Here is a 24,174-nt window from a genome sequence, read left to right as displayed (position 1 = left end):
ATCCCCGGCGAGACCTTCCGCGAGACCTTCTGCCAGCCCCTCCGCACGACCGACGCGGAACCTTCCGCCAGCCCTTCCGCACGACCTACGGCCAGCCCTTCCGCGCAACCGTGTGCCACGCCTTCCGCGCGCAACCTTCCGGCAGCCCTTCTGCGAACCTTCCGCGCGCAACCTTCCGGCAGGCCTCCTGCGAAACGTTCTGCGCGCAGCCTTCCGCCGGCACTTCTCCGAAACCTTCTGCCAGCCCCTCCCCGCGTCCTTGTGCCAAACCGTCCGGGAGCCTTCTGCGAAACCTTCTGCAAGACTGCCCCCATGACCCGGCTCACCGTCCTGGGCAGCTGCGGTGCCTGGCCTGAGCCAGACCGCGCCTGCACCGGTTTCCTGTTGTCCCACAACGGTTTTAATGTGGTCATCGACCTCGGCTACGGCACCATGAGCCGACTGCTGACCCACACCACCGCCCGGGACGTCGACGCCGTGGTGATCACCCACGAACACCCCGACCACATGGCAGACCTGAGCGCCCTCGGGCGCGCCTGGCACTACACGGTCCAGGCACCGCCCGCCTCGCCCGGTCCGGACGAAAGCGCGCCCCGTGCACAAGTCCCCGAGCACCCACCGCGGTTGCCGCTGTTCTGCACCCCCGGAACCCTCCGACGACTCGAAGCCACAGAGCCCCGCCCCCACCCCACGACGATCTTCGACGTGCGAGACCTCGACTCGGGTGGGCGGTCTGGCTCAGATGTGGAGCACGGTGCGACGCGCGAATTCCGTTCGGAGCCGCAGCTGCTCCCAGAGCAAGAACACGATCCAGCGCAACCCAGCGCAGCGCCCGAACACGATCCCGCACAAAGACCAAGCCCAGCGCCCGAACACGGTGCGGCACAAGGACTCAGAGCAGCGCCCGAACATGGTCCAGCGCAAGGACTCAGAGCAGCATTGGAACTCGGTGCAGCGCAAGGACACCCTTCGGGATGGGACGTCGGACCGTTTCGGCTCACCTCCGTTCTGTTGCCCCACCATGTGCCGAACCACGGCGTGCGGCTGAGCGCGCCGGGGCTGAATGTGGTCTATTCGGGCGACTGTGGACCGTCGCGGCTTCTGGTCGAGCTGGCTCGGGATGCGGATCTGCTGATCTGTGAGGCGACCCTCCAGGGTGCGCCTCCCGCGGACGAACCACGGCAGTTGATGACGGCGGCCGAGGCCGGGCGGACAGCGGCCGAAGCGAAAGTAAGCACACTTCTCCTCACGCATTTCTGGCCCGGGACGGACCGGGCGGTGTCAGTGGCCGAGGCACGCGCGGAATTCGCCGGCGACGTGCTCGTGGCGGACGAGGGACTGACCCTCACTCTGTGATGCACCAGGTTTACCACCTGGCACCGACAAAACCCGCAAACCCGCGGCCCGACCTGCTTGCGCTGGGAAACCGACCACGGCCAGGACCGGGACCAGCCACAGTCGACACCAGGAACCCAGCCACCCATGAGCCCCGCGGCCTGCCCTGAAACCGACCGCCGTCAACACCACCGTCAGCACCACGAACCGGTCATCGTCAGGCCACGAGAGCAGCCACCGTCGCCAGAGCCAACCCGGCCGGCGTCAGAACCAGGAAGCAGTCACCGTCAGGGCTGGGAACAAACCACTGTCAGCAGAGCAAATCCAGCCACAGTCAGCACTTCGACCCAGCCAACGGCTTCACAAAGTCCCCCGCCACCCATTTGCCCTCGGCGACCTTGCGGAAACCGTTCTGTACCACCGGCAGCGCGTCGAATTCGGCGCCGTTGAGGTATTTGCCGACGACTTTGCCGTTGCCGTCCGGGGTTTCGCGGGCGTTGAGGACGTCGGCGGTCACCGAGACTTTGCACCCGGTCGTGGAGCCCTGGGCGTCGGCTTGGCCCTTCTGGTTCAGCACGTAGATGATCACCACGGCGGCGATAGCAGCGAGGATGATCAGCGTCTTCTTCGACAAGCCCAGCATGCCGGCCGCTCCTCCGTCGCGAAAAAGTGTGCTGGACCAGGGTAGACAGTGAGTGGGTACGGCGGACAGGGCTCGGACCCCAGACCACCCGGAGGCGCCAACCGCGTCACCGCGGCGTCACTCTGCGTGAAAAAACAAGGGCACCTCGGAAGACTCCTCCGAGGTGCCCTTGCGGAAAAGCGCCGAAGATCAGCCCTGCGCGATCTTCTTGGCCAGGTTCTCGTCCAGCGTCGCGAGGAACTCCTCGGTGGTCTGGAACGGCTGGTCCTTGCCGATCAGCATCGCCAGGTCCTTGGTCATCTTGCCGCCCTCGACGGTGTCGATGACAACCTGCTCCAGCTTGTTCGCGAAGCCGACCAGCTCCGAGTTGGAGTCCAGCTTGCCGCGGTGCTCGAGGCCCCGGGTCCACGCGTAGATCGACGCGATCGGGTTGGTCGAGGTCGGCTTGCCCTGCTGGTGCTGGCGGTAGTGCCGGGTCACCGTGCCGTGCGCGGCCTCGGCCTCCACGGTCTTGCCGTCCGGCGTGCGGAGCACCGACGTCATCAGGCCGAGCGAGCCGAAGCCCTGCGCGACCGTGTCGGACTGGACGTCACCGTCGTAGTTCTTGGTGGCCCAGACGTAGCCGCCCTCCCACTTGAGCGCCGCGGCGACCATGTCGTCGATCAGCCGGTGCTCGTAGGTCAGGCCCTTGGCGTCGAAGTCGGCCTTGTACTCGGCCTCGAAGATCTCCTGGAACACGTCCTTGAACATGCCGTCGTAGGCCTTGAGGATCGTGTTCTTGGTGGAGAGGTACACCGGGTAGCCGCGGTCGAGGCCGTACTGCAGCGACGCGCGCGCGAAGTCCTCGATCGACTGGCGGTAGTTGTACATACCCATGGCGACGCCGCCGCCCTCGGGGTACTTCGCGACCTCGAACTCCATCGGCGCGGAGCCATCGTCAGGCGTGTACGTCATGGTGACGGTGCCCGGGCCGGGGACCTTGAAGTCGGTGGCCTTGTACTGGTCGCCGTGGGCGTGACGGCCGATGATGATCGGCTTGGTCCAGCCCGGCACCAGCCGCGGGACGTTCGACATGATGATCGGCTCGCGGAAGACCACGCCGCCGAGGATGTTGCGGATGGTCCCGTTCGGGCTCCGCCACATCTTCTTCAGGCCGAACTCCTCGACGCGGGCCTCGTCCGGGGTGATCGTCGCGCACTTGACGCCGACGCCGTGCTGCTTGATGGCGTTGGCCGCGTCGACCGTGATCTGGTCGTCGGTGCGGTCCCGCTCCTCGATGCCCAGGTCGTAATAGTCCAGGTTGACGTCCAGGTACGGGTGGATCAGCTTGTCCTTGATGAACTGCCAGATGATGCGGGTCATCTCGTCGCCGTCAAGCTCGACGACGGTGCCCTGGACCTTGATCTTGGCCATGAGCAGCGGTGCTCCTTCCGCGGATCTTCGCGATACTTCTTCGACTCGTCGTAGCGGTACAAGCGTACTGCTTGACGGAGCTGGATGGTTCCAGAAGTGGTAGGCGTCAAGTCTCCAACAAGCGCCGATGCCACCGATCACCGGGTTTACCCCGCTTCAGCGGATCGCGGAACCGGGTGATCTCGGAGACCATCCCCTCGGGCACTCAGTCACCCGGGAGGTCACGCCATGTCGTACTCCGAGCCTTACACCGCCTATCAGCCGGCCGTCGCAGAACCACGCAGCCGGGCCGTGCCGCGCCTGCTGAGCGGCATCCTCGGCCTGGTCCTGACCCCCGTCGCGCTCGGGCTGCTGAGCTACGGCGGCCTCCGCACGCAGCAGAACGAGATGGCCATGGTCGTCACGCATCGCGACGCACCGGCCATTGCGATGGTGGCCGGCGGCGCGATCCTGCTGCTGGTCGTGGCCGCGCTCGGCGCGTGGTCGTCGACGGGTCCGCTGCTCGGCGGGCTGGTGTGGGGCGTGCTGCCCGGCGTGGTGGGGCTGGCGATGCCGGAATGGGACCTGCGGGTGTTGCGCGCCCTGCCGTTCGACCTGATGTCGGGCGCGAGCGTCTGGCTGTTCTCCGGCGCCCTGATCGCGGCCGGGTTCCTGCTGGTCGGCACGGGGCTGGCGGCGACGCTGGTGCGGCGCCGCCGATGACCGGTCCCGGTGGGAACATTTCGCGCATGGGACTGTTCACCGTGGCCGACGCCCGCGCCGAACTCGCCCGGCTGCGCCCCGTGCTCGACGAGCTGGTGCGGGTGCGCGCCGACGCCGCGGAGCTGGCCGCGTCGCTGCGGACGGGCGGGCGGGACACCGACCTCGGCGGCCTGCCCGAGTGGAAGGCCGCGCAGGCCCGTCTCGACGACCTGATGACCACGGTCCAGCGCACCGGCGCCGAGCTGAAGGGTTTCGCACCGCTGCTGGTGGACTTCCCCGCGGAGCTCGACGGCGTGGACGTGCTGCTGTGCTGGCTCGAGGGCGACCCCGAGCTGTCCTGGTACCACCGCACCGATCTCGGCTTCGCGGGCCGGCGGCCGTTGAGCTGAAAACCGCTGGTCAGCGTCAATAAGGTGGGCCGGTGAGTGAACTCTTCGACGCACTGGCCCCCGGTTACGACGACGACGCCTTCCACCCGCTGGTGGCCGAGACCCTGGTCAACGGATTGGCTCCCGAACCGTCCCTGCTGGTCGACGTGGCGACCGGAACGGGCGCGGCGGCCTTCGCGGCGCTGAGGCTTTCGCCCGGTTCGGTGCTCGCGGTGGACATCTCGCCGGCGATGATCGAGCTGGCCGCCGCGAAGGCCCCTTCGCTGGACCCGGACGGCCGGATCTCATGGCAGGTCGCCCCCGGCGTGCCGCTACCGCTGGAGGACGACTCGGCCGACGCCGTCGTCTGTGCCTCCGCCCTGCACTTCCTGGGCCCCGCAGCCCTGGCCGACTGGCGGCGCGTGCTGCGGCCGGGTGGGCAGGTGGCGTTCAGCGTGCCTTCGGTCCACCGGTTCCAGACCTCGGACTCGTTCGCTTCGGTGGTGGCGGCCGACCTGCAGATGCCGGGCGACCTGAGCGAGGCCGCGGCGCTGGCGACGTCGGCAGGCTTCCGCGAGGCGACTGCCGACACGGTGACCAGTACTGCGGGCGGGCGGACGCGGTCGGTGTTTGTAGTGCATGCGGTGGTTTAGGCGGGACGCGCGCTTCGCGGGGGTGCGGCGGGAGAGTCCCTCTCGCAACTGCCTGCACGAATGTCCCGTTCGCGACCTGACCACGCGGTGAGCGGACCTTTCGCGATCGCATCACTTCGCGAACGGTCCACTCACGGCCGCCGACGCGTCGCCAACGGCCACGTCGCCCGCACAGCGAGCGGCCGCCTCGCAGCCGACCCCGTTTCCACAGTTCAGCGGCGACACGGGCGGACAGACTCGCTCAGTGCATGCGGCGGCTCAGCGGTGGAAATGCACCTCACCGTGTGCGGCGGGACCATCGGCCGCATCGCAGCGATGGTTGAAGGTGGCGTCGAGGTCGGTGACGGTGCCGTCGTCGGCGCGTCGGGCAGCTGATGGTGAGGTCGGCGTAGACACCGCTGCAGCCCAGCGCGAGAGTCCCTCTCTCAACCGCTGCACGAATGTCCCATTCGCGACCTCACGACGCGGTGTGCCCGCGCAGCGAACGGCCACCTCGCGACCGAGCCCTGTTTTCGCAGGTCAGCGGCGATATAATGGAGCGGGGCGCACCCCCCGTGGTTGGGTGGGGGTCTGGGCTGCGAGGGATCTAGACCGCGCGGTGGCCCGGCGCCGCGACAGTGGTGCGCGGCGACAGGGCGCAGCAACCGTGGCGCTCAGCGGCGGCCTGCCACAACCGTCATCGTCAGCAGGCCGCGCAAGCGCGGCGTTCAGCGGGCAGCCGCGGCAGCTGCGGGCCGTCAGCGCAGCAGGAGCACCCGCAGTGATCCTCGCAGCGCAGCGGGTCACCGGGGAAGGCGCCATTCGGCGCAACTCAGCGGTGGAGTTCCGCGCCCTTGAGGATCTTGTCCACCGCGTTTTTCGGCCCGTGGACAGCCAATCCCGCCAGCGCGAGCTTCTCCCGAGGCACCGCGCGGACGGCAGCCCGGTTGTCGGCGTCGTTGCCCGTCTGGAAGAGCTCCTCGGTGAAGATCGGGATGCGCAGGCCGCGGTCCAGGGCCCGGCGATGGGCCGTCGTAAGGGTTTCGGCGGTGCCGGAGAAAACCAGCACCGGCTGGCCGAACATCGGCAGGTACTCGGTGCCGTCGGCGTCGGAGTAGGGCTCGCCGAGGAGTTCGGGCGTCGCGTGGGCGATTCCGCTCACCAGGAACGCGGTGACGTTCAGGCGCTGCCACGAGGCGAGGTCGTCCCGGAGCAGCACGGCGATCTTCGTGTCGAATCGGGTCATGGCGGTCAGCGTCGCCTGGTGGGGGCGCGGCGGTCTTGTACGTTCTGAACATGACCGTCTCGGCGTGGCGCCCGCAGGTGCCCGGCATCGCCGAGGTGTTCCACGCCCGCTTCGTCGACCACGCCTACCCCGTGCACACCCACGACACCTGGACGCTGCTGATCGTCGACGACGGCGCCATCCGTTACGACCTCGACCGTCACCACCACGGCGCGCTCGGCGCCGCCGTCACGCTGCTGCCCCCGAACGTCGCCCACGACGGGCGCGCGGCCACCAGCCACGGCTTCCGGAAACGCGTGCTCTACCTCGACGCCGACGTGCTCGGCGAGGACCTGATCGGCGCCGCCGTCGACCGGCCGAGCCTCGCGGACGGGCTGTTGCGCACCCGCGTCCACCAGCTGCACGAGACGCTCGCGAACCCCGAGCCGCTCGAGGCGGAGAGCCGTCTTGTCCTTGTCGCCGAACGCCTTCGCGCGCACCTCGGCGCGCCAGAACCCGTCAACGCGCCCAAAGGCCTGGCCGAAAACCTGCGCGATCTGCTCGACGATCGCCTGCCCGAAGCATTGACCCTCGCCGAAGCCGCCGACACCCTCGGCGCGCACCCGGTGCACCTCGTGCGGTCCTTCGGGCGACGGTTCGGGCTGCCACCGCACCGGTACGTCACCGGCCGTCGCGTCGACCGCGCCCGGCGGCTGCTGCTGGACGGCACCCCGCCCGCGGACGTCGCGGCCGCTGCCGGCTTCACCGACCAGGCCCACCTGACGCGGCACTTCAAGCGCTACCTGGGCACCACGCCCGGCCGCTTCGCCCGGCGCTGAAAACCCGGTTCAGCCTTCCTTGGCGGCGGCCTTCGCGGCCTTCTTGAACGCGCGGACCTCCGCCAGGGTCTTGGGGTTGATCACGTCGGCGATCGAACGACGTGAGCCGCGGTCGCCGTACGCGCCGGCGGCGGCGCGCCAGCCCTTCGGCTGCACGCCGTACTGCTTCCCCAGCAGCGCAAGGAAGATCTTGGCCTTCTGCTCGCCGTAACCGGGCAGGGCCTTGAGCCGCTTGAGCACCTCCGGGCCGTCCGGCTTGGGCCGGCCGGACGTCCAGATCGCCTCGGCGTCGCCGTCGTAGTTCTCCATGATGAACTGGCACAGGGCCTGCACGCGGCGCCCCATCGAGCCGCCGTAACGGTGGATCGCGGGCGGCGTGACGCACAGCTCGACGAACTGCTCGGGATCTGCCTCGGCGATCTTCCGCACGTCGAACCCGTCCATCCGGTCCGCGATCTTGCGCGGCCCGATGAACGCGACCTCCATCGGGATCTGCTGGTCCAGCAGCATCCCGACGAGCAGCGCCACCGGGTCCTCGCTCAGCAGCTTGTCGGCCTCGGCCTCACCGCTCAGGTGCACTTCACGCGTCATGGGCCCAGAATCCCACGCGCCGGCCGGCCTTCGCGCCACAACCAGCCCCCGGAAGCGTTACGACAGTTACTGTCACTACGTGGTAGAGTCAGTAACTGTCACTACGCAAAGGGAGAACCCATGAGCCCCATCACCGCCACCGCCGTCCGGTTCCACGGGTACGGCGAGCCCTCGGCCGTACTGCGTGAGGAGCGCGCCGAAGTGGCCGACCCCGCGGAAGGCCGGATCCGGGTGCGGGTGACCGCCGCCGGGCTCAACCCGGCCGACTGGGAGCTCTGCCGCGGGTTCATGGCCGGGAACCTGCCGCGCGGCATCGGCTACGACGTCGCGGGCACGGTCGACGCCGTAGGCGGCGGGGTCGAGGACGTCGCCGTCGGGGACCGGGTCTTCGGGACGGCGGACTTCATCGGCCAGCCGAGCGCGGGCGCCGCCAAGTTCGCGATCCTCACCAGCTGGTACCCGGTGCCCGAGGGACTGGACCCGGTCGAGGCGGCCGTGCTGCCGATGGCCGTGCAGACCGCGAACTGGACGCTCGACGCGTTGGGCCTCGAAGCCGGGAACACGCTGCTGGTCAACGGGGCGGGCGCGATGGTCGGGTTCGCCGCCGTCCAGATCGCCCTGCGCCGCGGCGCCCGGGTCATCGCCACGGCCGGCCCCACCTTCGCCGACGAGCTCACGAAGCTGGGCGCCCAGGTCACCTCCTACGGCGACGGTCTGGCCGACCGAGTACGCGAACTCGCCGGCGGGCCGGTTGACCTCGTCTTCGACGCCCCGCCGCCGCGGCCCGGCTCGATCGCCGAGCTGATCACCGTCGTCGAGGAGCCGAGCCGGGTCATGACGATCAGCAACCACGAGGAGGCGCGACGGCTGGGCGCGCGCGTCAACCTCGACCACGCCACCGCACCGGTGCCGGCGTCGACCTTCCTGCCCCAGTACGCCGCCCTCGCGGCCGAAGGCGCGTTCCGCATCCCGATCGCGCGCGCCTACCCGCTGGCCGAATGGCGCGACGCCGTGGAACTCAGCGTTTCCGGCCACCCCCACGGCAAGGTCGTCCTGCTCCCCTAACTCACCAACAAAACACGTAACGGGCCGAGCGGCTCGGCGCCCCAAGCGAGCGCGGCAGACAAGGCGTCGCCGTGCTCGTAGCCCACCACCGGCAGCCCGGGGAACGCGGCCGAGACGGCGGCGACGGCGCCGGACCAGTCGTCACCGGTGAAGTTCGAAAGCCCTGCCGCCGACGAGCCGCGGTGGGCGATCGCGGACGAGCCCGGCCCGGTCAGGAACACGAACGACGGATCGGGCGAGGGCGACGCCGTCCACCCTGAAACAGTGGCGGGAACCGGAAAATGCAGCCACGAAGCCTCGAACAGCACCAAGAAACCCGGCAGTTCGAGCGTGGCGAAGCTGTCCTTCATCGAGCAGCCCGCCGACGCGTCCACCAGCGGCAGCACGTCCGCCGCGGTGGCGGACGGGGTCAGCGTCACCGCGTCCGGGTAGAACTCCGGAGTGCGCGCGGGCGACGTCCACGCACGCGGGCCGAAGACACCCGTGGCGCCGCGGACCCGGCAGTACACGTCGCACCAGGCGGCGTTTTCCTCGACGGCCGCGGTCAGGAGCGCGCGAACCACAGCACGTCCGGCTCTCCCCGCGGCACCGGGACCTCGACGGTCCGCACGTCGGCGAACCGGGTGCGCAGCCGGTCCGTGAACGACGGCGCCGCGCCCGCGCTCCACACGGCCAGCACGCCGCCCGGGCGCAGCAGCCGTGCCAGACCGCCCACTCCGGACTCCGCGTACAGCTCGGCGTTGCCTTCGGTGACCGTCCACTCCGGACCGTTGTCGATGTCCAGGCACAGCGCGTCGAATCGCTCCTCGGTGGCACGCAGCCACGCCACCAGGTCTACCTCGACGACGCGCACGCGCGGGTCCGCGAGCGCGTCGTCGTGCACCGAGCGCAACGGGCCGCCGCGGTTCCACTCGATCACCGCGGCCTCGCGCTCCACCACGACCACCGAGTCGACGTTCGGGTGATCCAGCGCGGCGCGCAGCGAGAAGCCGACGCCGAGGCCGCCGATCAGGATGGTCGCGCCGGGCGCCAGCCGGTCGGCCGCGCCGGTGACGAGGAGCCGCTCCGACTCCCCGTTTCGCGTGTCCATCAGGAAAACCCCGTTGGCGATCACCTCGAACGCCGACCCGTCCCGCCGCAGCACCAGCTCACCGCCGCGGCCGGTCACCACATCCAGCACCTCAGCCACGCCGGGCAGCCTCTCACAGGCGCCTCAGCCGACGGCGACCTCCTCACGGGCCGCCGCGCGGGCCCGCGCGCCCCAGAAGAACAGCATCACGGCGAACGCCACGGCGGTCAGCACCGCGGCGATCTCCGGCAGCGCCTTCGGGCCCGCGGAAGTCAGCACCGCGCCGCCGACGACGCCGGACAGCCCGACGCCGAGGTAGATCGCCGAGGCGTTGAGCGACAGCGCGAGGCCCGCGTGACCCGGCGAAAGCTCGATCAGCCGGTGCTGCACCGGCGGGCTGAACGCCCACGTGCCCATGCCCCAGAAGAACAGCGTGACGGCCGCGCCCACCACCGTGGCGGTGGTCAACGGCAGCAGCACCAACACCAGGGTGATCCCGGCCAGCACCACGAGGATCGGCACGCGCGCGCCCCACCGGTCGGCCACCCGGCCGCCGACGTAGTTGCCGACCGCGCCGCCGATGCCGTAGCAGAACAACAGGATCGTGACGGTCGCGCCGGTGACCCCGGCCGTCGCGGCGAGCAGCTGCGAAACCAGCGTGTAGACCATGAACGCGGCGAGGCAGGCGAGCACGGTGGTCACCAGCAGCGCGACCACGCGCTTGTCCCGCGCGACCGCGAACCGCTCGGCCAGCCGCACCGCCGGCGGTGCGGCGACCTTCGGCAGCACGAGCCGGATGGCGACCGCGCCGGCCAGCGACAGCACGCCGACGAGCAGGAACGCGGCTTCGTAGTCAAGCTGCTGCGAGATCAGGCTGCCGAGCGGCACCCCGAAGATGAGCGCGACGGTCAGCCCGCCGAACACCGTCGCGACCGCGCGGCCGCGGCGCTCGGGAGTGGACAGCTCCGCGGCGACCGCGGTGGCGCCAGGCGTGAAGACCGCAGCGCCCACGGCGGTGACCACCCGCGCGATCATCAGCGTGGTGTAACCCGGCGCGACAGCGGCGAACAGGTTGCCGAGGCCGGTGACGACGAGCGCGGCGACCAGCAGCGATCGGCGCTCCCAGCGGCCGGTGGCCGCGGCGAACAGCGGCGAGCCGATGGCGTACGCGATGGCGAAGGACGTGACGAGCTGAGCGGCGGCCGTCGCGGAGATGTGCAGCTCCGCGGTCAGCGACGGCAGCAGCCCGGCGACGATGTAACCGCTGGTGCCGACGCCGAAGGCGCCGAACGCCAGCACCGCGTTCCGGGACGTGCCCGAGGACGGGACGGTGGACATGGACGTGCCCCCAAAGGCGAACAAGGGTGATTGGTTCGATGAACGTCGTAGTTCGATCTCGACCGTACTACGACCCACCGACAATTTCGACGGGCGTCGTACAATGGGGCCGTGGCCGACACCGCGCACCTGACCCCGCTCGTCCATCCCGCCCGCGACGAGATGACCGTCGAGGCGGTGCTGCGCGCCCTCGCCGACCCCGTCCGGCTGGGGATCGTCCGCCAGCTCGCCGCGGCGGGCACCGAGGTCGCATGCGGCGTGCTCGAGGTGCCGGTGACGAAGTCCACAGTCACGCACCACCTCGGAATCCTGCGCCAGGCGGGCGTCGTCGCCGGCCGGCAGGAGGGCACCACGCGGTACAACTCGTTGCGCCGCAACGATCTTGACGCGCTCTTCCCGGGCCTGCTGGACGGCGTGCTGGCCGCGCGGCGCTAGCGAAGCGCCCGGCGTGAAGAGGCTCACCCGAATACCGGGATGACAAACCGGCCCCGCGTCGGTTGAACTGGGTTGAGACAGCTCGACGGCGTCGGGGCCGCACAGGCTGTCTTGTTTTTTGCCCTCGTACTAAAGCGCTTCAGAACGGGTTCAGCCCGGGCTGAGTAATCGATTTCTCAAGGAAGGAGAGCCGTGCCCGTCGCGTTGCTCGCACTCGCCATCGGTGCCTTCGGCATCGGTACCACCGAGTTCGTGATGATGGGTGTGCTGCCCCAGACCGCCGCGGACTTCCACATCGACATCCCCACGGCCGGTTACTTCATCTCCGCCTACGCGCTCGGCGTCGTGATCGGCGCCCCCCTGCTCACCGCGCTGGCCGTCCGGCTGCCGCGCAAAACCATGCTGCTGGCCATGATGGGCCTGTTCACCCTGGGCAACGGCTTGTTCGCGCTGTCGCCGAACCAGGAGTTCGGCGTGGCGTTCCGCTTCCTCGCCGGCCTGCCGCACGGCGCGTTCTTCGGCGCCGGCGCGGTGGTCGCGTCGAGCATGGCCAAGCCGGGCCAGCGGGCCAAGGCCGTGTCCATGATGTTCATGGGCCTGACCCTGGCGAACGTGATCGGCGTGCCGCTGGGCACGCTGCTGGGCCAGCAGGTCGGCTGGCGCGCGACGTTCGGCGTGGTCGCCGTGATCGGGCTGGTGGCCGCGGCCGCCATCGCGAAGCTGGTGCCGCACCAGGGCCGTCCGGCCGAGACCTCCCTGCGGGGCGAGCTGGGCGCGTTCCGCCGTCCGCAGGTGTGGCTGGCGCTGGCCATCGTCACGTTCGGCCTCGGCGGCGTGTTCGCCTGCCTGTCCTACATCACGCCGATGCTCACCGACGTCGCCGGCTACTCGCCGTCGAACGTCACCCTGCTGCTTTCGCTGGCCGGCGTGGGCATGACGCTGGGCAACTACCTGGGCGGCCGGCTCGCGGACCGGGCGCTGATGCCCGGGCTGTACGCCGCGCTGCTCGCGCTGGCCGCGGTGCTCGGCATCTTCACGATCACCGCGCAGGGCAAGGTCGGCGCCGCCATCACGATCTTCTTCGTGGGCGTGGCCGGCTTCATGATCGGCCCGATGATGCAGGCGCGGATCATGGAGAAGGCGGGCGGCACCCCGTCGCTCGTCTCGGCGGCCGTGCAGTCGGCGTTCAACATCGCCAACTCGATCGGCGCCTCGCTGGGCGGCCTGGTGATCGCGGGCGGCCTCGGCCTGGTCGCGCCGAACTGGGTCGGCGCTTCGCTCGCGGTGCTGGGCCTTTCGATCGCCCTGTTCTCCGGCACGCTCGACCGGCGGGAAGCCCGCGCGGCCGAGCAGCGGGAACTGGCGCTGGCCTCGTAACCAGCTCGTGAGTGTTTATGACGGTTAGAACCGTCATAAACACTCACGAGTCGAACGGGCCGCCGGTGATCGTCAGCGCGATGTAGAGGACCGCGGCGCAGAGCAGGCCGCAGGTGACGACGTCGACCTTCTTGCCGCGGATCGCCAGCAGGCCGACCTTGTCGGCGGGCAGCACCGCGCGCAGGAACCCGGCCACGAACAACGCGACGCCGACCAGGATGGCGCCCTCGCGCCAGTGGTACTGGAAGGTGCGCAGCGCCGCCGCCGCGAGGAGCAGCAGCACCACCGCGAACGGCACGTGGACCGCCCAGGCCTTCCCGTCCCGGCGCCGGTCGCCCGCCATCGCCATCAGCCCGCGACCGTGCGTTCCGCCGCCTCGACGACGTTGCTGACGAGCATCGCCCGGGTCATCGGGCCGACGCCGCCGGGGTTCGGCGACAGCCAGCCGGCGACCTCGGCGACGGCCGGGTCGACGTCACCGGTGAGCTTGCCGTCGACGTGCGAGACGCCGACGTCCAGCACCGCCGCGCCCGGCTGCACCATGTCCGGCGTGATGATCCCGGGCACGCCCGCGGCCGCGATCACGATGTCGGCGCGGCGGACCTCCGCGGCGAGGTCGCGCGTGCCGGTGTGGCAGAGCGTCACGGTGGAGTTCTCGCTGCGGCGCGTGAGCAGCAGGCCGAGCGTGCGCCCGACGGTGATGCCGCGGCCGACCACGGTGACCCGCGCGCCGTTCAGCTCCACGTCGTGGCGCTTGAGCAGCTCGATGATCCCGTACGGCGTGCACGGCAGCGCGCCCTTCTCGCCGAGCACGAGCCGGCCGAGGCTGATCGGCGCGAGGCCGTCCGCGTCCTTGTCCGGGTCGATGCGCTCGAGCACCCGGTTCGCGTCGAGGTGCTTGGGCAGCGGCAGCTGGACGATGTAGCCGTGGCAGGCCGGGTCGGCGTTCAGGTCGTCGATGACAGCCTCGAGCTTCTCCTGCGAGATGTCGGCGGGCAGGTCGCGGCGGATCGAGTTGACGCCGATCTTCGCGCTGTCCGCGTGCTTCATCTTCACGTACGAGTGCGAGCCGGGGTCGTCGCCGACCAGCACCGTGCCCAGCCCGGGGACCACCCCCCGCTCGGCGAGCGCGGCCACCCGCGGGCGCAGCTCCGCGAAAATGGCGTCCTTCGTGGCCTTGCCGTCCAGAATCTTCGCCGTCACGACGCCCATTCTGGCAAAGCGGCGCCGGAGACCGCAGTTCGCCCGGGGGAACCCGGCCGGGTGAGCCGTCCGGGGCGGATCACGATCACCCCGCGCGTCGCGGCCGGGCGCGGATGACCACTGCCCGTAGACTGCCGGTTACCCCCACCACCGGCTCCGCGGGTCGGCTCGCACGTGCGTGTGATCTTCCGCATAAGGCGTCGGCCGAGGTCAGACCGCATGCCGGCTTGCGCTCGAGTGGCAAAACCCGCATGCGGGGTGCGTTCGTGCGCGCGAACAGTCAAAATGTCACCGTGGCACAACCGACGACGCAGCTGAACGCGACGGAGCAGGACACACTGGTCAAGCAGATCGGACTGGCCCTGCTGCGCGCCGCACCGCGCGACTGGCGCAAAGTCACCGCGGAGTACCGGGCTGTCGGGAGGTACCACGAGCTGACCGGCCAGATCCTCACCGAGGACGGGGCCAGTCAGGAGTGGGTCGCCACCCACGACATCGCGACCCTCTTCGGACGGCTGCGCGGTGGCATGTACCGCGACGGGCGCGGCACCTGGTTCAACGCGCGCTACCAGCTCGACCACCCCTCCAGCTACAACCTCGAGTACAACCGCGACGAGCCGCCGTGGAACCTGGCCCCGCCGCCGCAGGCGTACCAGGACGAGCTGCGCATGTTCCCGCGCACCGAGGAGAACGTGCCCGAGTGGCTGATCCGGCGCATGTCCGGTCTCGGCCCCGAGCAGCCCGGCCCGCACTTCCGCATCGCGCGCATCTTCGACACCATCGGCCCGGCCGGCCGTCCCGTGATCAACCGTCCCGATCTGGAGGTGGCGGAGCAGGACCGGCTGCTCGACTACCTCGACCACGCGCCGCTGGTCGTGCAGGAGCGCGGGTACGACATCGACCGGCTCGCGCCGGCGCCCGAGGCCACCGTGCCCGTCGCGTTCCACAGCGACGGGCAGTGGATCTGGCCCGCGGCGGTGAACTTCTACCTGCAGCGCTACGGCGTCTCGCCCGAGAACGACCTGGTCGAGCACATCCGCTCGAACGGCTTCCAGCTCCCGCCGGTCGACGACCTCGCCCTGCAGGGCGCCGCGGCATACCTGACCCGCGGCAACCAGCAGCCGCCGCAGCAGCGGCCCGGACCGCCTCCTCAGGGGCAGGCGCCGGGTGGGCCTGGTGGTCCTGGCGGTCCCGGTCAGGGCGGACCTGGTGGGCCCGGTGGTCCTGGCGGGCCCGGTCAGGGTGCGCCCGGTGGACCTGGTGGGCCCGGTCAAGGCGGTCCTGGCGGTCCTGCTCAGGGCGGGCCCGGTGGGCCGGGTCAGGCTGGACCTGGTGGTCCGGGTCAGGCTGGTCCGGGTGGCCTCGGTCAAACCGGTCCCGGTGGGCCTGGCGGGCCCGGCCAAGGTGGTCCGGGTGGACAGGCCGGTCCTGGCGGCCAGCCCGGTCCCGGTGGTCCCGGCCAGGCTGGTCCCGGTGGGCCCGGCCTCGGTGCCGCGGCGCTCGGTGCCGCAGCCCTCGGGACCGCGGGAATCGGCGCGGCGGGTGCCGCCGCACTGGCGGGTGCCGGTGGCTCGGCGCCGTCGGAAGCACCGGCGCCGGTGGACGTCCCGCTCGCGGTGCACACGCCGCCCGCGGAGCCGGAGCAGCGTGGTGAGCCGCCGTTCGAGCAGGCCTTCGACGACTACCCGGACGCGCATCACGAAGACGACCAGGCGTACGGCGAAGAGCAGTACCACGAGGACGAGGGCTACGAGAACGAGTTCGACGACCACTTCGCCGACGAGCAGCAGCACGCCGAGTTCGAGCCCGGCCAGGCCCCGAACGGCCCGTCGGCGACGCCGCCGGCCGAGCGGACCGCGCTGTACAGCCCGGTCAACCCGAACGCCGCCCCGCCGGGGCAGCCGCCGCATCCCGCGGAGGAGACCGCGCTCTACGCGCCGGTGGACGCCGCGCCGCAGCACGAAGAGCAGCACACGCAGCTCTACGCCCCGGTCGACCCGCACGCGGCGCCGCCCGGGCAGCCGCGGCCTGCCGAAGAGACCGCGCTGTACGCGCCCGTCGACCCGAGTGCGGGCCCGCCCGTGCCTCAGCACGACGAGCAGCACACGCAGCTGTACGCGCCCGTCGAGCCGGACGAGCAGCACGCGGACCAGAACGGCCTGTACACCGGCCCGCAGGACGAAGAGCAGCTCAGCGAACAGCACGGTCTGTACACGGGCCCGGAGTCCGAAGCGGGCCGCGACGAGCACTACGAAGACGAGCAGCACACCGACCCGTACGGCAACGAGGTCGGCCAGCACTCCGACTCGTACGCCGAGGAAGGCGTCCACCCCGACCCGTACGTCGAGGAAAGCGGCCAGGACGCGGACCAGTACAGCAACGACGGCAGCCCGTACGCCGACGACGGCGGGCACCAGCTGCGTGAGGACGAGGGCGGCCATCAGCTGCGCGAGGAGGAGCCGGAGTTCGACTCGGGCCCGCCGACCTCGCTGATGGACGCCGAGGCGTCCGTGCCCGGGATCCCGGCGGTGCCCGGAGTGCTGCCGGTGCCCGAGGCGCCGGCGCGTGGTGGCCACGCGATGCGGTCCGAGGAGCCGGACGAGGCCGAGGCGCCGCAGGCCGACGCCCAGCCGGTCCAGCCCCAGCCCGTCCAGCCGCAGGCCGCCCCGCAGCCGCGACGGTCGCGCCGGGCCCGGCCCGCCGAGCCCGCGCTGGCCGGTCTGCAGGACAAGCTCGACCAGCTCGACGTGCCCGAGGAGGCGTACCGGCTCGGCGAGGCGACGGACCGCGGCTGGAGCGTCGAACAGGTCGAGGAGGGCTGGCGCGTCGCCTGGTACGACGGTGAGCTGGTCAACCCGGCGGTCTTCGGCGACGCCGAGGACGCGGCGGCCTTCATGCTCGGCAAGGTGCTGATGCACCCGGACGGCCACGCGCCGGTCGAAGAAGAGCCTCCGCCCGCGCCGCCCGCCGAGGACCCGGTGGCCGACGCCCCGAAGCCGCCGGTGATGGCGACGCTTTCGCCGGCCGTCGCGACGGGCTCGTTCCCGGTGCGGCCGCGCGAGGACGTGCCGCCGCAGGAGCAGACCGCGTTCACCTCGGCGGAGGAACTGCTCGGCGACGACGAGCCACCGGCCCGTCCGCCGGCTCCGCTGGCCCCGCCGGTCCCGGCGGTCCCGGCGCAGCAGTCCGTGGCGGCACCGACGCAGGTCGCGCCGCCCGTCGCTCCCCCGCGCCGGGAACCGCCGATGGGGGCGCCGATGCCGCCGCCGATGTCCCCGCCGCAGCGCCGTGACGAGCCGGTCCGGGCCGCCAACGGCGCGGGCGGCCGCGGTGTCAACGGTGGCGGCGGCTCGGGACAGCAGTGGCCGATCTCGCCGCTTTCGGGCGAGCCGCCGCTGACGCTGTTCCGCGGCAAGGAGCTGCGCGAGCTGCCCGCGGGCAGCGAGCTGGACCGCTTCGGCGGCCCGAACGGCAACCTGACCTACGCCGCCGGGACGCCGTTCGAGGAGCGCTCGCTGGTGCCGGAGTGGGTGCACCGGCCGTACCACGTGTACCGGGTGCAGCGTCCGCTGGAGACGCTCGCCGGGGTCGCGATCCCGTGGTTCAACCAGCCGGGCGGCGGGTCGGCGTACCTGCTGCCGGCGTCGATCGAGGAGCTGGTCGCCGAGGGTGACCTGATCGAGCTGGACCCGGGCGAACCGCCCATCGACTGACCGTCGTCACAGTGAAGGCCCCCGGTTTCCGCCGGGGGCCTTCACTGCTTATTTGACAACGAGTCCGTGCGCGGCGGCGAAGGCGATGGCCGTGTCCGGGTCGATGTACGCGCCGCGTAAATCGGCCTGCACCAACGCGTTCGCGTCGAGCACCGCGCCGCGGAGGTCGGCGCCGGGCAGCTTGGCCGCGAGGAGCCGGGCGCCGCTCAGGTCGCTGCCGCGCAGGTCCGTGTCGGTGAGGTCGGCCTCGGTCAGGTTGGCCTCGCGCAGCCGCAGCCCGGACAGGTCGAGCTTGCGCAGCCGTCCCCGGGCCAGCGACGCGAGCGAAAGGTCGCACTCCGTCAGCGCGATGCCCTGGAACCGGCAGTCCATAAAGGACGATCCGAGCAGCGAGCACGACGACCACCGGCTCTCGGCCAGCACCGTCCGGTCGAACTTGCACGAACGGAACGCCGACGCGTCGTGCCGCGAGCCCGCGAGGTCGGCCCTCGTGAAGTCGCAGTCGTCGAACGTACAGCCCCGGGTGCGCAGGTCCCGCAGGTCCGCCTCGGCGAAGTCGCAGCCGACGAACTGGCGTTTTTCCCACCACTGCCCGGAAAGCACGGCCTCGTGGTAGTCCTCACCCGTCTCGATCACCCCGACAGGATGTCACAGCCGCTCAGGCGGGCCCGTGCCCGATGAGACTTTCGGCGCATTCGACGGCGGTCCGTCCGGCGGGCCGCGACGTCCAGCCGAGGATGCGCTGCGCCTTCTCGGTCGTGTGCCGGCTGCGGCGGCCGAGGAGGCCGGTGACCAGCACCCGGGTCATGTCGTGGCCTCGCGCTCGGTTTTGCGGTCGGGTAGCGCCATTCCCGGGATACGGGCGCGGATCGCGTTCATGGTCTCCTCGTCGGAGACGCCCTGCCAGTCGTAGCGCGGGGTGTAGGGCGCGGTGAGGGAGCGGACGTCCTCGTCGGTGAGTTCGACGTCCAGCGAAGCGATCGCGTCGTCGATCTGCGCGATGGAACCGGAGCCGACCAGCGGCGCCGTGACGACCGGTTGACGACGCAGCCAAGCCAGAGCGACGGACGCGCGGCTTACCCCGTGGGCGGCCGAGACCTGGCCGACCGCGTCGATGATGGCGTGGTTGGACGTCTCCTGCTCGGGCGAATAGAGCGCGTCGGCGTACGCGCCGTCGGTGCCGGAGCGGGCGGTGGACTTGGCGTCGTCCCAGGCCCGGGCCAGCCGGCCGCGGGCGAGCGGGCTCCAGATGATGGTGCCGACACCCTCGTCCAGGCAGAGCGGGATCATCTCGCGTTCTTCCTCGCGGGCCAGCAGGTTGTAGTGGTCCTGCATCGACACGAACCGGGCCCAGCCGTGGCGCTGCTGCAGGTGCAGGGCCTTGGCGAACTCCCAGGCGGGCATGGACGACGCGCCGAGGTAGCGGACCTTGCCGGCCTTGACCAGGTCGTGCAGCGCCTCGAGGGTCTCCTCCAGCGGGGTCGCGTGGTCGTTGCGGTGCACCTGGTAGAGGTCGACGTAGTCGGTGCCCAGGCGCCGCAGCGAGTGGTCGATCTCGGTCATGATCGCCTTGCGCGACAAGCCTTTCCCGTTCGGACCGGGGCGCATGGGATGCCGGAGCTTGGTCGCGATCACCACGTCGTCCCGGTCCGCGAAGTCACGCAGCGCGCGGCCGAGGATCTCCTCGCTGGACCCGTTCGAATACATGTTGGCGGTGTCGAAGAAGTTGATGCCCGCGTCCAGGGCGTGCTTGATCAGCGGGCGGGCGTCTTCTTCACCCAGCGACCAGACGGGGTGGCCGCGGGCGGGCTCGCCGTAGGTCATCGCGCCGATGGCGATGGGCGAGACGTCCAGACCGGTGGCGCCGAGTTTCACGTAGCGCATGGGTGCGCCTCCTGCCGAAGGGAACTTGCGGAGGATTCTCCGCAAGTCCGAAACTAGCGGAGGATTGTCCGCGAGTCAACGGGAGGGCATCATCGGGTGATGACCGACCAGACGCCGAGCACCTACGGCACCCAGCGCAAGGCCGCCGCGCGCAACCGTGTCGCGATCATCGAGGCCGCCCACGAGCTGTTCGCGGACAACCCGCTGGTGCCGTTGAGCGAGGTCGCCAAGCGGGCGGGCGTCGGCGCCGGGACGCTGTACCGCCACTTCCCCACCCGGGAGGACCTGATCCTCGCGGCCTACCAGCACGACATCGAACGGCTGACCACCACCGCCGACCAGGTGCTGGCGAGCCACTCGTCGGCCAAGGCCGCGTTCGTCGAATGGTTCGAGACCCTTTCGGCCTACATCCGCATCAAGCACGGGCTCGGCGACGCATTGCACAGCGCCGCGGCTCAGGACGTGATCAGCGCTTCCTGGGCGCCGACCACCGCGGCGGTGGCCAAGCTGGTCGACGCCTGTGTGGCCGAGGGGACCATCGCCGCCGGGCACGAGCCCGCGGACATCATCATGCTGATGAGCTTCCTGTGGCGGGTGGCGGACAACAACGAAGGCCTGGCCCAGGGACGACGCCTGATCGCCGCCGTGTTCTCCGGTCTGCAGGCGCCGCCCCAGCCGATCTGAGCGCCGCGGCGGCCCTGCGCTCAGCGGAAGTCACGGGACTTCGCCGTGATGCGCAGGGGCAGCGGCTCGAGTTTGAGGGCCCGGACGCTCGCCACCCCGTCCGCCTTTTCGAGCACACCGTGGACCAGCAGCGCCGCGCTGGAGCGCGCGACACGGTGGAAGCGTTGCCACAGGCCGAGTGTGCAGATGACGTTGACCATGCCCGTCTCGTCCTCGAGGTTGATGAAGGTGACGCCGCCGGCGGTGGCCGGGCGTTGGCGGTGCGTGACGGCGCCGCCGACGAGCACGCGTTCGCCGTCTTCCAGCCCCAGCAGCCGGTCCGCGGTGACCACGCCGAGCGCGTCGAGGCGGTCGCGGACGAACTGCGTCGGGAAGCTGTCCGGGGACAGGCCGGTGGCCCAGACGTCCGCGGCGGCGACGTCCAGCTCGTCCATGCCCGGCAGCGTCGGCGCGTCGACCCCGGTGCCCGTGCCGGGCAGCTTCTCCGGCCGGTCCTGGGCCGCCGCGCCCGCCGACCACAGCGCCTGGCGGCGGTCGGGGCCGAAACAGGCGAACGCGCCCGCCGTGGCGAGCGCCTCCAGCTGCGGCGTGGTGAGCCGCACCCGGCGGGCGAGGTCGGACATGCTCGCGTACGGCCCGTGCTGCTCGCGCTCGGCCACGATCTGCTCGGCGACCGTGGTGCCGACCGAGCGGACGGTACCGATCCCGTTGCGCACGGCCCGCAGCTCCCCGTTGTCCGGCAAGGGTTCCAGCGTGGCGTGCGGCAGGCTGAGGTTGATGTCCGGGCCGAGCACGGTGACCCCGTGCCGTCGGGCGTCGGCCACCAGCGATTGCGGTGAGTAGAAGCCCATCGGCTGCGCGCGCAGCAGGCCCGCGCAGAAGGCGTCCGGGTGGTAGTACTTGAAGTACGCGCTGGAGAACACGATGTGCGCGAAGCTCAGCGCGTGGCTCTCCGGGAAGCCGAAGTTCGCGAACGCCTTGAGCTTCAGGAAGATCTGCTCCGCCAGCTCCAGCCCGACGCCGTTGGCCACGGCGCCGTCGAGGAACCGCTGCCGCAGCCGTTCCATCTTCCGCACCGACCGCTTGGAGCCCATCGCGTGGCGCAGCTGGTCGGCCTCCGCGGCGGTGAAACCCCCGACGTCCAGGGCGATCTGCATCATCTGCTCCTGGAACAGCGGGACGCCCTTGGTCTTGCTCAGCGCGTTTTCCAGCAGTGGATGGTCGTAGTCCCACTCTTCGCGGCCCTGCGCACGGCGGATGTACGGGTGCACCGAGCCGCCCTGGATCGGGCCGGGGCGGATGAGCGCGACCTCCACCGCGAGGTCGTAGAACTCCCGCGGCTGCAGCCGGGGCAGCGTGGCCAGCTGCGCGCGGCTCTCCACCTGGAACACGCCGATCGCGTCGGCGCGGCAGAGCATGTCGTAGATTTTCTGGTCCTTCAGGTCCAGGTCGGCGAGGTCGACGCGCACGCCCTTGTGCTCGAAGACCAGGTCGAGCATGTAGTGCAGCGCCGAGAGCATGCCCAGGCCCAGCAGGTCGAACTTGACCAGCCCGGCCGAGGCGCAGTCCTCCTTCTCCCACTGCACCACGCTGCGGCCGGGCATCCGGGCCCACTCGACCGGGCAGATCTGGCTCACCGGCTCCTGGCAGATCACCATGCCGCCGGAGTGGATGCCCAGGTGCCGCGGGAAGTCCTCGAGCGCGAACGCGAGCTGGACCACGTCGTCCGGGATGTCGTGGTCGTGGTCCTTTTCGGTGCTGCGCAAGGAACCCCAGCGGTCGATCTGCTTGCCCCACGCGTCCTGCTGGCCGGGTGAGTAGCCGAGCGCGCGGGCGGCGTCGCGGATCGCCGAGCGGGCGCGGTAGGTGATCACGTTGGCGACCTGCGCGGTGTTGAGCCGGCCGTACTTCGTGTAGACGTGCTGGATGGCCTCCTCACGGCGGTCGGACTCGATGTCGAGGTCGATGTCCGGGTAGCCGTCGCGGTCCGGGGCGAGGAACCGTTCGAAGAGCAGCTTGTACAGCACCGGGTCGATCTTGGTGATGCCGAGCGCGTAGCAGACGGCCGAGTTCGCCGCGGATCCCCGGCCCTGGCAAAGGATGTTCGCTTCGCGGCAGAACTCGACGATGTCGTGCACGATCAGGAAGTAGCCGGGGAACTCCAGCTCCTCGATGATCTTCAGCTCGTGCTCGAGCTGCTGGTACGCGCGTTCTTCGTGGTCCTTGCCGTCGAAGTGCTCCTTCGCGCCCTTCATGGTGAGCACGCGCAGGTGTTCCGCCTCGGTGCGCCCGTCGGGCAGGTCGAACGGCGGCAGCTTCGGCTCGAGGTGGTGCAGCTCGAAGGCGCACTCGCGGCCGAGCAGCGCGGACCGCTGGACGGCGCCGGGGTGGCGCTCGAAGATCTCCGCCATTTCCGCGCCGGAACGCAGGAAGGCCATGGAATCCGGCGGCAGCCAGGGCTCCAGCTCCTCGATGCCGCGCCGGGCGCGGATGGCCGCGAGCGCGTCGGCGAGCGCGCCCCGCTCCGGCCAGGCGTAGTGGGCGGCGGTGGTCGCCACGGTGGGCAGGCCGAAGTCCTCGGCCATCTTGGCGAGCAGGTTGTTGTGCGTGTCGTCGAGCGGCAGGCCGAGGTCGGTCAGCTCGACGTACACGTTGTCACGGCCGAAAAGCTCCACGAGTTCCCGCAGCCGCTCGGCCGCCGCGGCGGGCCCACGGGTGACCAGCGCCGTGCGGACCGCGCCCTTGCGGCACCCGGTGAGCACGGCGCACTGCCCGGCGACCTCCTCGGCGACCTCGCGCAGCCGGTAGATCGGCCGTCCTTTTTCGGCGTGCAGCCCGGGCTCCGCGCGGCCGTCGTGCCCGCGCATCTGCCCGGCGGTGATGGCGCGGCACAGGCTGCGGTACCCCTGATCACCGCGGGCCAGCAGCAGGAGGTGTGCGCCCTCGGGATCGGCGTCCCCGTTCTGCGGCCCGGAAAGCCCGAAGCTCAACTCGGTCCCGAACACCGTCGCGACGCCCAATTCCTTCGCCGCCTCGGCAAACCGCACGACGCCGTACATCCCGTCGTGGTCGGTCAGCGCGATCGCGTCGAGCCCGAGCCGCGAGGCCTCCTCGACGAGCTCCTCGGGATGGTTGGCGCCGTCGAGGAAGCTGAAGTTGGAGTGGCAGTGCAATTCGGCATACGGCACCCGCCCCTTGGCCACCTCAAGATCACTCCGCGGCGGCGCCACCCGCTCAGGCCGCTGATACCCCTCGCGACGCCTCCCCCAGGCCGGACTGTCCCCGTGGTCCCCGGGCGGCAGGGCCCCGGAGAGGGCCCGGGCGAGGTCCTTCCACGGAACCGGCGGATTGTTCCAGCCCATCTGTCTGGCCTATCTCTCCGACGAGGGGCGGGGCGCGGGGACTAGAACGTCGGCGGCGGGGCCGGTTGCGCTTGGCCGCTGGGGCGGGATTGCGGGCAGAGGTGTGCCGGTGTCGCGGAGAGCTGCCCTCTGCAGCGGGATTGCGCGCAGGCGCGCACCGGCATCGGCCAGACCTGTCTCAGGCAGGGGTGCACCTACCCCGCCCAGCCTGGCCCGCTGCGGCGGGATCGCGAGCGGGCGCGCACTGGCGTCGCCTAGGCCTACCTCCTGCGCCGAGGTCGCGGGCAGGGGCGCAC

The 24,174-nt window shown here is 71.0% G+C and carries 22 protein-coding genes and 1 pseudogene; 10 read left to right on the top strand and 13 right to left on the bottom strand.

Annotated elements, in window-relative coordinates:
* Window positions 1-312: 312 nt before the first annotated feature.
* Window positions 313-717 (top strand): annotated as a pseudogene (locus tag OG371_RS47435) (MBL fold metallo-hydrolase); the annotation flags it as partial.
* A 952-nt stretch (window positions 718-1,669) separates the two neighbouring features.
* Here OG371_RS47435 and OG371_RS19865 read toward each other — a convergent pair.
* Window positions 1,670-1,969 carry an SH3 domain-containing protein gene (locus OG371_RS19865; RefSeq protein ID WP_442876171.1) on the bottom strand — a complete coding sequence of 100 codons (300 nt, stop codon included), beginning with the start codon at window positions 1,967-1,969 and terminating at the stop codon, window positions 1,670-1,672.
* 198 nt (window positions 1,970-2,167) lie between these two features.
* Window positions 2,168-3,391 carry an NADP-dependent isocitrate dehydrogenase gene (locus OG371_RS19860; RefSeq protein ID WP_329071314.1) on the bottom strand — a complete coding sequence of 408 codons (1,224 nt, stop codon included), beginning with the start codon at window positions 3,389-3,391 and terminating at the stop codon, window positions 2,168-2,170.
* A 228-nt stretch (window positions 3,392-3,619) separates the two neighbouring features.
* Here OG371_RS19860 and OG371_RS19855 point away from each other — a divergent pair, with 228 nt between their 5' ends.
* The 3 genes from OG371_RS19855 to OG371_RS19845 are packed head-to-tail and all read left to right on the top strand — an operon-like array spanning window position 3,620 to window position 5,114.
* Window positions 3,620-4,093 carry a hypothetical protein gene (locus tag OG371_RS19855; protein ID WP_329071312.1) on the top strand — a complete coding sequence of 158 codons (474 nt, stop codon included), beginning with the start codon at window positions 3,620-3,622 and terminating at the stop codon, window positions 4,091-4,093.
* Between the two features lie 26 nt (window positions 4,094-4,119).
* The gene (locus OG371_RS19850) at window positions 4,120-4,482 is read left to right on the top strand and encodes a DUF2203 domain-containing protein (protein ID WP_329071310.1); all 363 of its coding nucleotides are present in this window, start codon (window positions 4,120-4,122) and stop codon (window positions 4,480-4,482) included.
* Window positions 4,483-4,514: 32 nt separating this feature from the next.
* Window positions 4,515-5,114 carry a class I SAM-dependent methyltransferase gene (locus tag OG371_RS19845; RefSeq protein ID WP_329071308.1) on the top strand — a complete coding sequence of 200 codons (600 nt, stop codon included), beginning with the start codon at window positions 4,515-4,517 and terminating at the stop codon, window positions 5,112-5,114.
* Window positions 5,115-5,925: 811 nt separating this feature from the next.
* Here the strand turns inward: OG371_RS19845 and OG371_RS19840 are convergent.
* On the bottom strand, window positions 5,926-6,339 hold the full coding sequence (locus tag OG371_RS19840; protein ID WP_329071306.1) for a DUF2000 domain-containing protein: 414 nt from the start codon (window positions 6,337-6,339) through the stop codon (window positions 5,926-5,928).
* A 50-nt stretch (window positions 6,340-6,389) separates the two neighbouring features.
* Between OG371_RS19840 and OG371_RS19835 the strand changes: the two genes are divergently transcribed.
* Window positions 6,390-7,157: an AraC family transcriptional regulator gene (locus tag OG371_RS19835; RefSeq protein ID WP_329071304.1), complete on the top strand. Its 768-nt coding sequence runs from the start codon at window positions 6,390-6,392 to the stop codon at window positions 7,155-7,157.
* Between the two features lie 9 nt (window positions 7,158-7,166).
* On the opposite strand, the gene OG371_RS19830 is transcribed toward OG371_RS19835, so the two are convergent.
* The gene (locus tag OG371_RS19830) at window positions 7,167-7,748 is read right to left on the bottom strand and encodes an HhH-GPD-type base excision DNA repair protein (protein WP_329071302.1); all 582 of its coding nucleotides are present in this window, start codon (window positions 7,746-7,748) and stop codon (window positions 7,167-7,169) included.
* 120 nt (window positions 7,749-7,868) lie between these two features.
* Between OG371_RS19830 and OG371_RS19825 the strand changes: the two genes are divergently transcribed.
* Window positions 7,869-8,813 (top strand): NADP-dependent oxidoreductase, encoded by a 945-nt coding sequence (locus OG371_RS19825; protein ID WP_329071300.1) that lies wholly within the window; start codon window positions 7,869-7,871, stop codon window positions 8,811-8,813.
* Here OG371_RS19825 and OG371_RS19820 read toward each other — a convergent pair.
* From OG371_RS19820 to OG371_RS19810, 3 genes are read right to left on the bottom strand one after another with little or no spacing between them, the layout of a single operon-like run.
* Complete coding sequence (locus OG371_RS19820; RefSeq protein WP_329071297.1) at window positions 8,810-9,376, bottom strand: hypothetical protein; 567 nt, start codon at window positions 9,374-9,376, stop codon at window positions 8,810-8,812. The genes OG371_RS19825 and OG371_RS19820 overlap by 4 nt on opposite strands.
* Window positions 9,358-10,002, bottom strand: a complete 645-nt coding sequence (locus OG371_RS19815) for a spermidine synthase (protein ID WP_329071295.1) — start codon at window positions 10,000-10,002, stop codon at window positions 9,358-9,360. The genes OG371_RS19820 and OG371_RS19815 overlap by 19 nt, the downstream gene beginning before the upstream one ends.
* Before the next feature lie 24 nt (window positions 10,003-10,026).
* Window positions 10,027-11,220 (bottom strand): MFS transporter, encoded by a 1,194-nt coding sequence (locus tag OG371_RS19810; RefSeq protein ID WP_329071294.1) that lies wholly within the window; start codon window positions 11,218-11,220, stop codon window positions 10,027-10,029.
* A 111-nt stretch (window positions 11,221-11,331) separates the two neighbouring features.
* Here OG371_RS19810 and OG371_RS19805 point away from each other — a divergent pair, with 111 nt between their 5' ends.
* Together OG371_RS19805 and OG371_RS19800 are read left to right on the top strand one after the other, a co-directional pair.
* Window positions 11,332-11,655, top strand: a complete 324-nt coding sequence (locus OG371_RS19805; protein WP_329071292.1) for an ArsR/SmtB family transcription factor — start codon at window positions 11,332-11,334, stop codon at window positions 11,653-11,655.
* Window positions 11,656-11,847: 192 nt separating this feature from the next.
* Window positions 11,848-13,032 (top strand): MFS transporter, encoded by a 1,185-nt coding sequence (locus OG371_RS19800; protein ID WP_329071290.1) that lies wholly within the window; start codon window positions 11,848-11,850, stop codon window positions 13,030-13,032.
* A 43-nt stretch (window positions 13,033-13,075) separates the two neighbouring features.
* On the opposite strand, the gene OG371_RS19795 is transcribed toward OG371_RS19800, so the two are convergent.
* Together OG371_RS19795 and OG371_RS19790 are read right to left on the bottom strand one after the other, a co-directional pair.
* Complete coding sequence (locus OG371_RS19795) at window positions 13,076-13,381, bottom strand: DUF3017 domain-containing protein (RefSeq protein ID WP_329071289.1); 306 nt, start codon at window positions 13,379-13,381, stop codon at window positions 13,076-13,078.
* Window positions 13,381-14,235: a bifunctional methylenetetrahydrofolate dehydrogenase/methenyltetrahydrofolate cyclohydrolase gene (locus OG371_RS19790; protein ID WP_329071287.1), complete on the bottom strand. Its 855-nt coding sequence runs from the start codon at window positions 14,233-14,235 to the stop codon at window positions 13,381-13,383. Before OG371_RS19790 ends, OG371_RS19795 begins: the two co-directional genes overlap by 1 nt.
* Before the next feature lie 293 nt (window positions 14,236-14,528).
* Between OG371_RS19790 and OG371_RS19785 the strand changes: the two genes are divergently transcribed.
* Entirely contained in the window at window positions 14,529-17,948 is a 3,420-nt protein-coding gene (locus tag OG371_RS19785) for a TNT domain-containing protein (RefSeq protein ID WP_329071285.1), read from the top strand.
* A 48-nt stretch (window positions 17,949-17,996) separates the two neighbouring features.
* On the opposite strand, the gene OG371_RS19780 is transcribed toward OG371_RS19785, so the two are convergent.
* The 3 genes from OG371_RS19780 to OG371_RS19770 are packed head-to-tail and all read right to left on the bottom strand — an operon-like array spanning window position 17,997 to window position 19,832.
* Complete coding sequence (locus tag OG371_RS19780) at window positions 17,997-18,584, bottom strand: pentapeptide repeat-containing protein (protein WP_329071283.1); 588 nt, start codon at window positions 18,582-18,584, stop codon at window positions 17,997-17,999.
* Window positions 18,585-18,606: 22 nt separating this feature from the next.
* Window positions 18,607-18,756 carry a hypothetical protein gene (locus OG371_RS19775; protein ID WP_329071281.1) on the bottom strand — a complete coding sequence of 50 codons (150 nt, stop codon included), beginning with the start codon at window positions 18,754-18,756 and terminating at the stop codon, window positions 18,607-18,609.
* Window positions 18,753-19,832 (bottom strand): aldo/keto reductase, encoded by a 1,080-nt coding sequence (locus OG371_RS19770; RefSeq protein ID WP_329071279.1) that lies wholly within the window; start codon window positions 19,830-19,832, stop codon window positions 18,753-18,755. The genes OG371_RS19775 and OG371_RS19770 overlap by 4 nt, the downstream gene beginning before the upstream one ends.
* Window positions 19,833-19,931: 99 nt before the next feature.
* On the opposite strand from OG371_RS19770, the gene OG371_RS19765 reads away from it, so the two are divergent.
* Window positions 19,932-20,516, top strand: a complete 585-nt coding sequence (locus tag OG371_RS19765; RefSeq protein ID WP_329071277.1) for a TetR/AcrR family transcriptional regulator — start codon at window positions 19,932-19,934, stop codon at window positions 20,514-20,516.
* Between the two features lie 20 nt (window positions 20,517-20,536).
* Here OG371_RS19765 and OG371_RS19760 read toward each other — a convergent pair whose 3' ends face one another.
* Window positions 20,537-23,878 carry an error-prone DNA polymerase gene (locus OG371_RS19760; RefSeq protein WP_329071276.1) on the bottom strand — a complete coding sequence of 1,114 codons (3,342 nt, stop codon included), beginning with the start codon at window positions 23,876-23,878 and terminating at the stop codon, window positions 20,537-20,539.
* Window positions 23,879-24,174 lie beyond the last annotated feature (296 nt).

The organism is Amycolatopsis sp. NBC_01480, assembly GCF_036227205.1.
In the GTDB taxonomy this organism is placed as follows: domain Bacteria; phylum Actinomycetota; class Actinomycetes; order Mycobacteriales; family Pseudonocardiaceae; genus Amycolatopsis.
Note: the sequence above shows the minus strand (reverse complement) of the source record. Positions and strands in the feature narration are given on the sequence as shown.

What these genes read in the sequence shown, in the direction of transcription:
- OG371_RS19860 (WP_329071314.1), bottom strand. Translation starts at nt 3,391, where the DNA reads ATGGCCAAGATCAAGGTCCAGGGCACCGTCGTCGAGCTTGACGGCGAC.
- OG371_RS19855 (WP_329071312.1), top strand. Translation starts at nt 3,620, where the DNA reads ATGTCGTACTCCGAGCCTTACACCGCCTATCAGCCGGCCGTCGCAGAA.
- OG371_RS19850 (WP_329071310.1), top strand. Translation starts at nt 4,120, where the DNA reads ATGGGACTGTTCACCGTGGCCGACGCCCGCGCCGAACTCGCCCGGCTG.
- OG371_RS19840 (WP_329071306.1), bottom strand. Translation starts at nt 6,339, where the DNA reads ATGACCCGATTCGACACGAAGATCGCCGTGCTGCTCCGGGACGACCTC.
- OG371_RS19835 (WP_329071304.1), top strand. Translation starts at nt 6,390, where the DNA reads ATGACCGTCTCGGCGTGGCGCCCGCAGGTGCCCGGCATCGCCGAGGTG.
- OG371_RS19830 (WP_329071302.1), bottom strand. Translation starts at nt 7,748, where the DNA reads ATGACGCGTGAAGTGCACCTGAGCGGTGAGGCCGAGGCCGACAAGCTG.
- OG371_RS19825 (WP_329071300.1), top strand. Translation starts at nt 7,869, where the DNA reads ATGAGCCCCATCACCGCCACCGCCGTCCGGTTCCACGGGTACGGCGAG.
- OG371_RS19810 (WP_329071294.1), bottom strand. Translation starts at nt 11,220, where the DNA reads ATGTCCACCGTCCCGTCCTCGGGCACGTCCCGGAACGCGGTGCTGGCG.
- OG371_RS19795 (WP_329071289.1), bottom strand. Translation starts at nt 13,381, where the DNA reads ATGGCGATGGCGGGCGACCGGCGCCGGGACGGGAAGGCCTGGGCGGTC.
- OG371_RS19775 (WP_329071281.1), bottom strand. Translation starts at nt 18,756, where the DNA reads ATGACCCGGGTGCTGGTCACCGGCCTCCTCGGCCGCCGCAGCCGGCAC.
- OG371_RS19770 (WP_329071279.1), bottom strand. Translation starts at nt 19,832, where the DNA reads ATGCGCTACGTGAAACTCGGCGCCACCGGTCTGGACGTCTCGCCCATC.
- OG371_RS19765 (WP_329071277.1), top strand. Translation starts at nt 19,932, where the DNA reads ATGACCGACCAGACGCCGAGCACCTACGGCACCCAGCGCAAGGCCGCC.
- OG371_RS19760 (WP_329071276.1), bottom strand. Translation starts at nt 23,878, where the DNA reads ATGGGCTGGAACAATCCGCCGGTTCCGTGGAAGGACCTCGCCCGGGCC.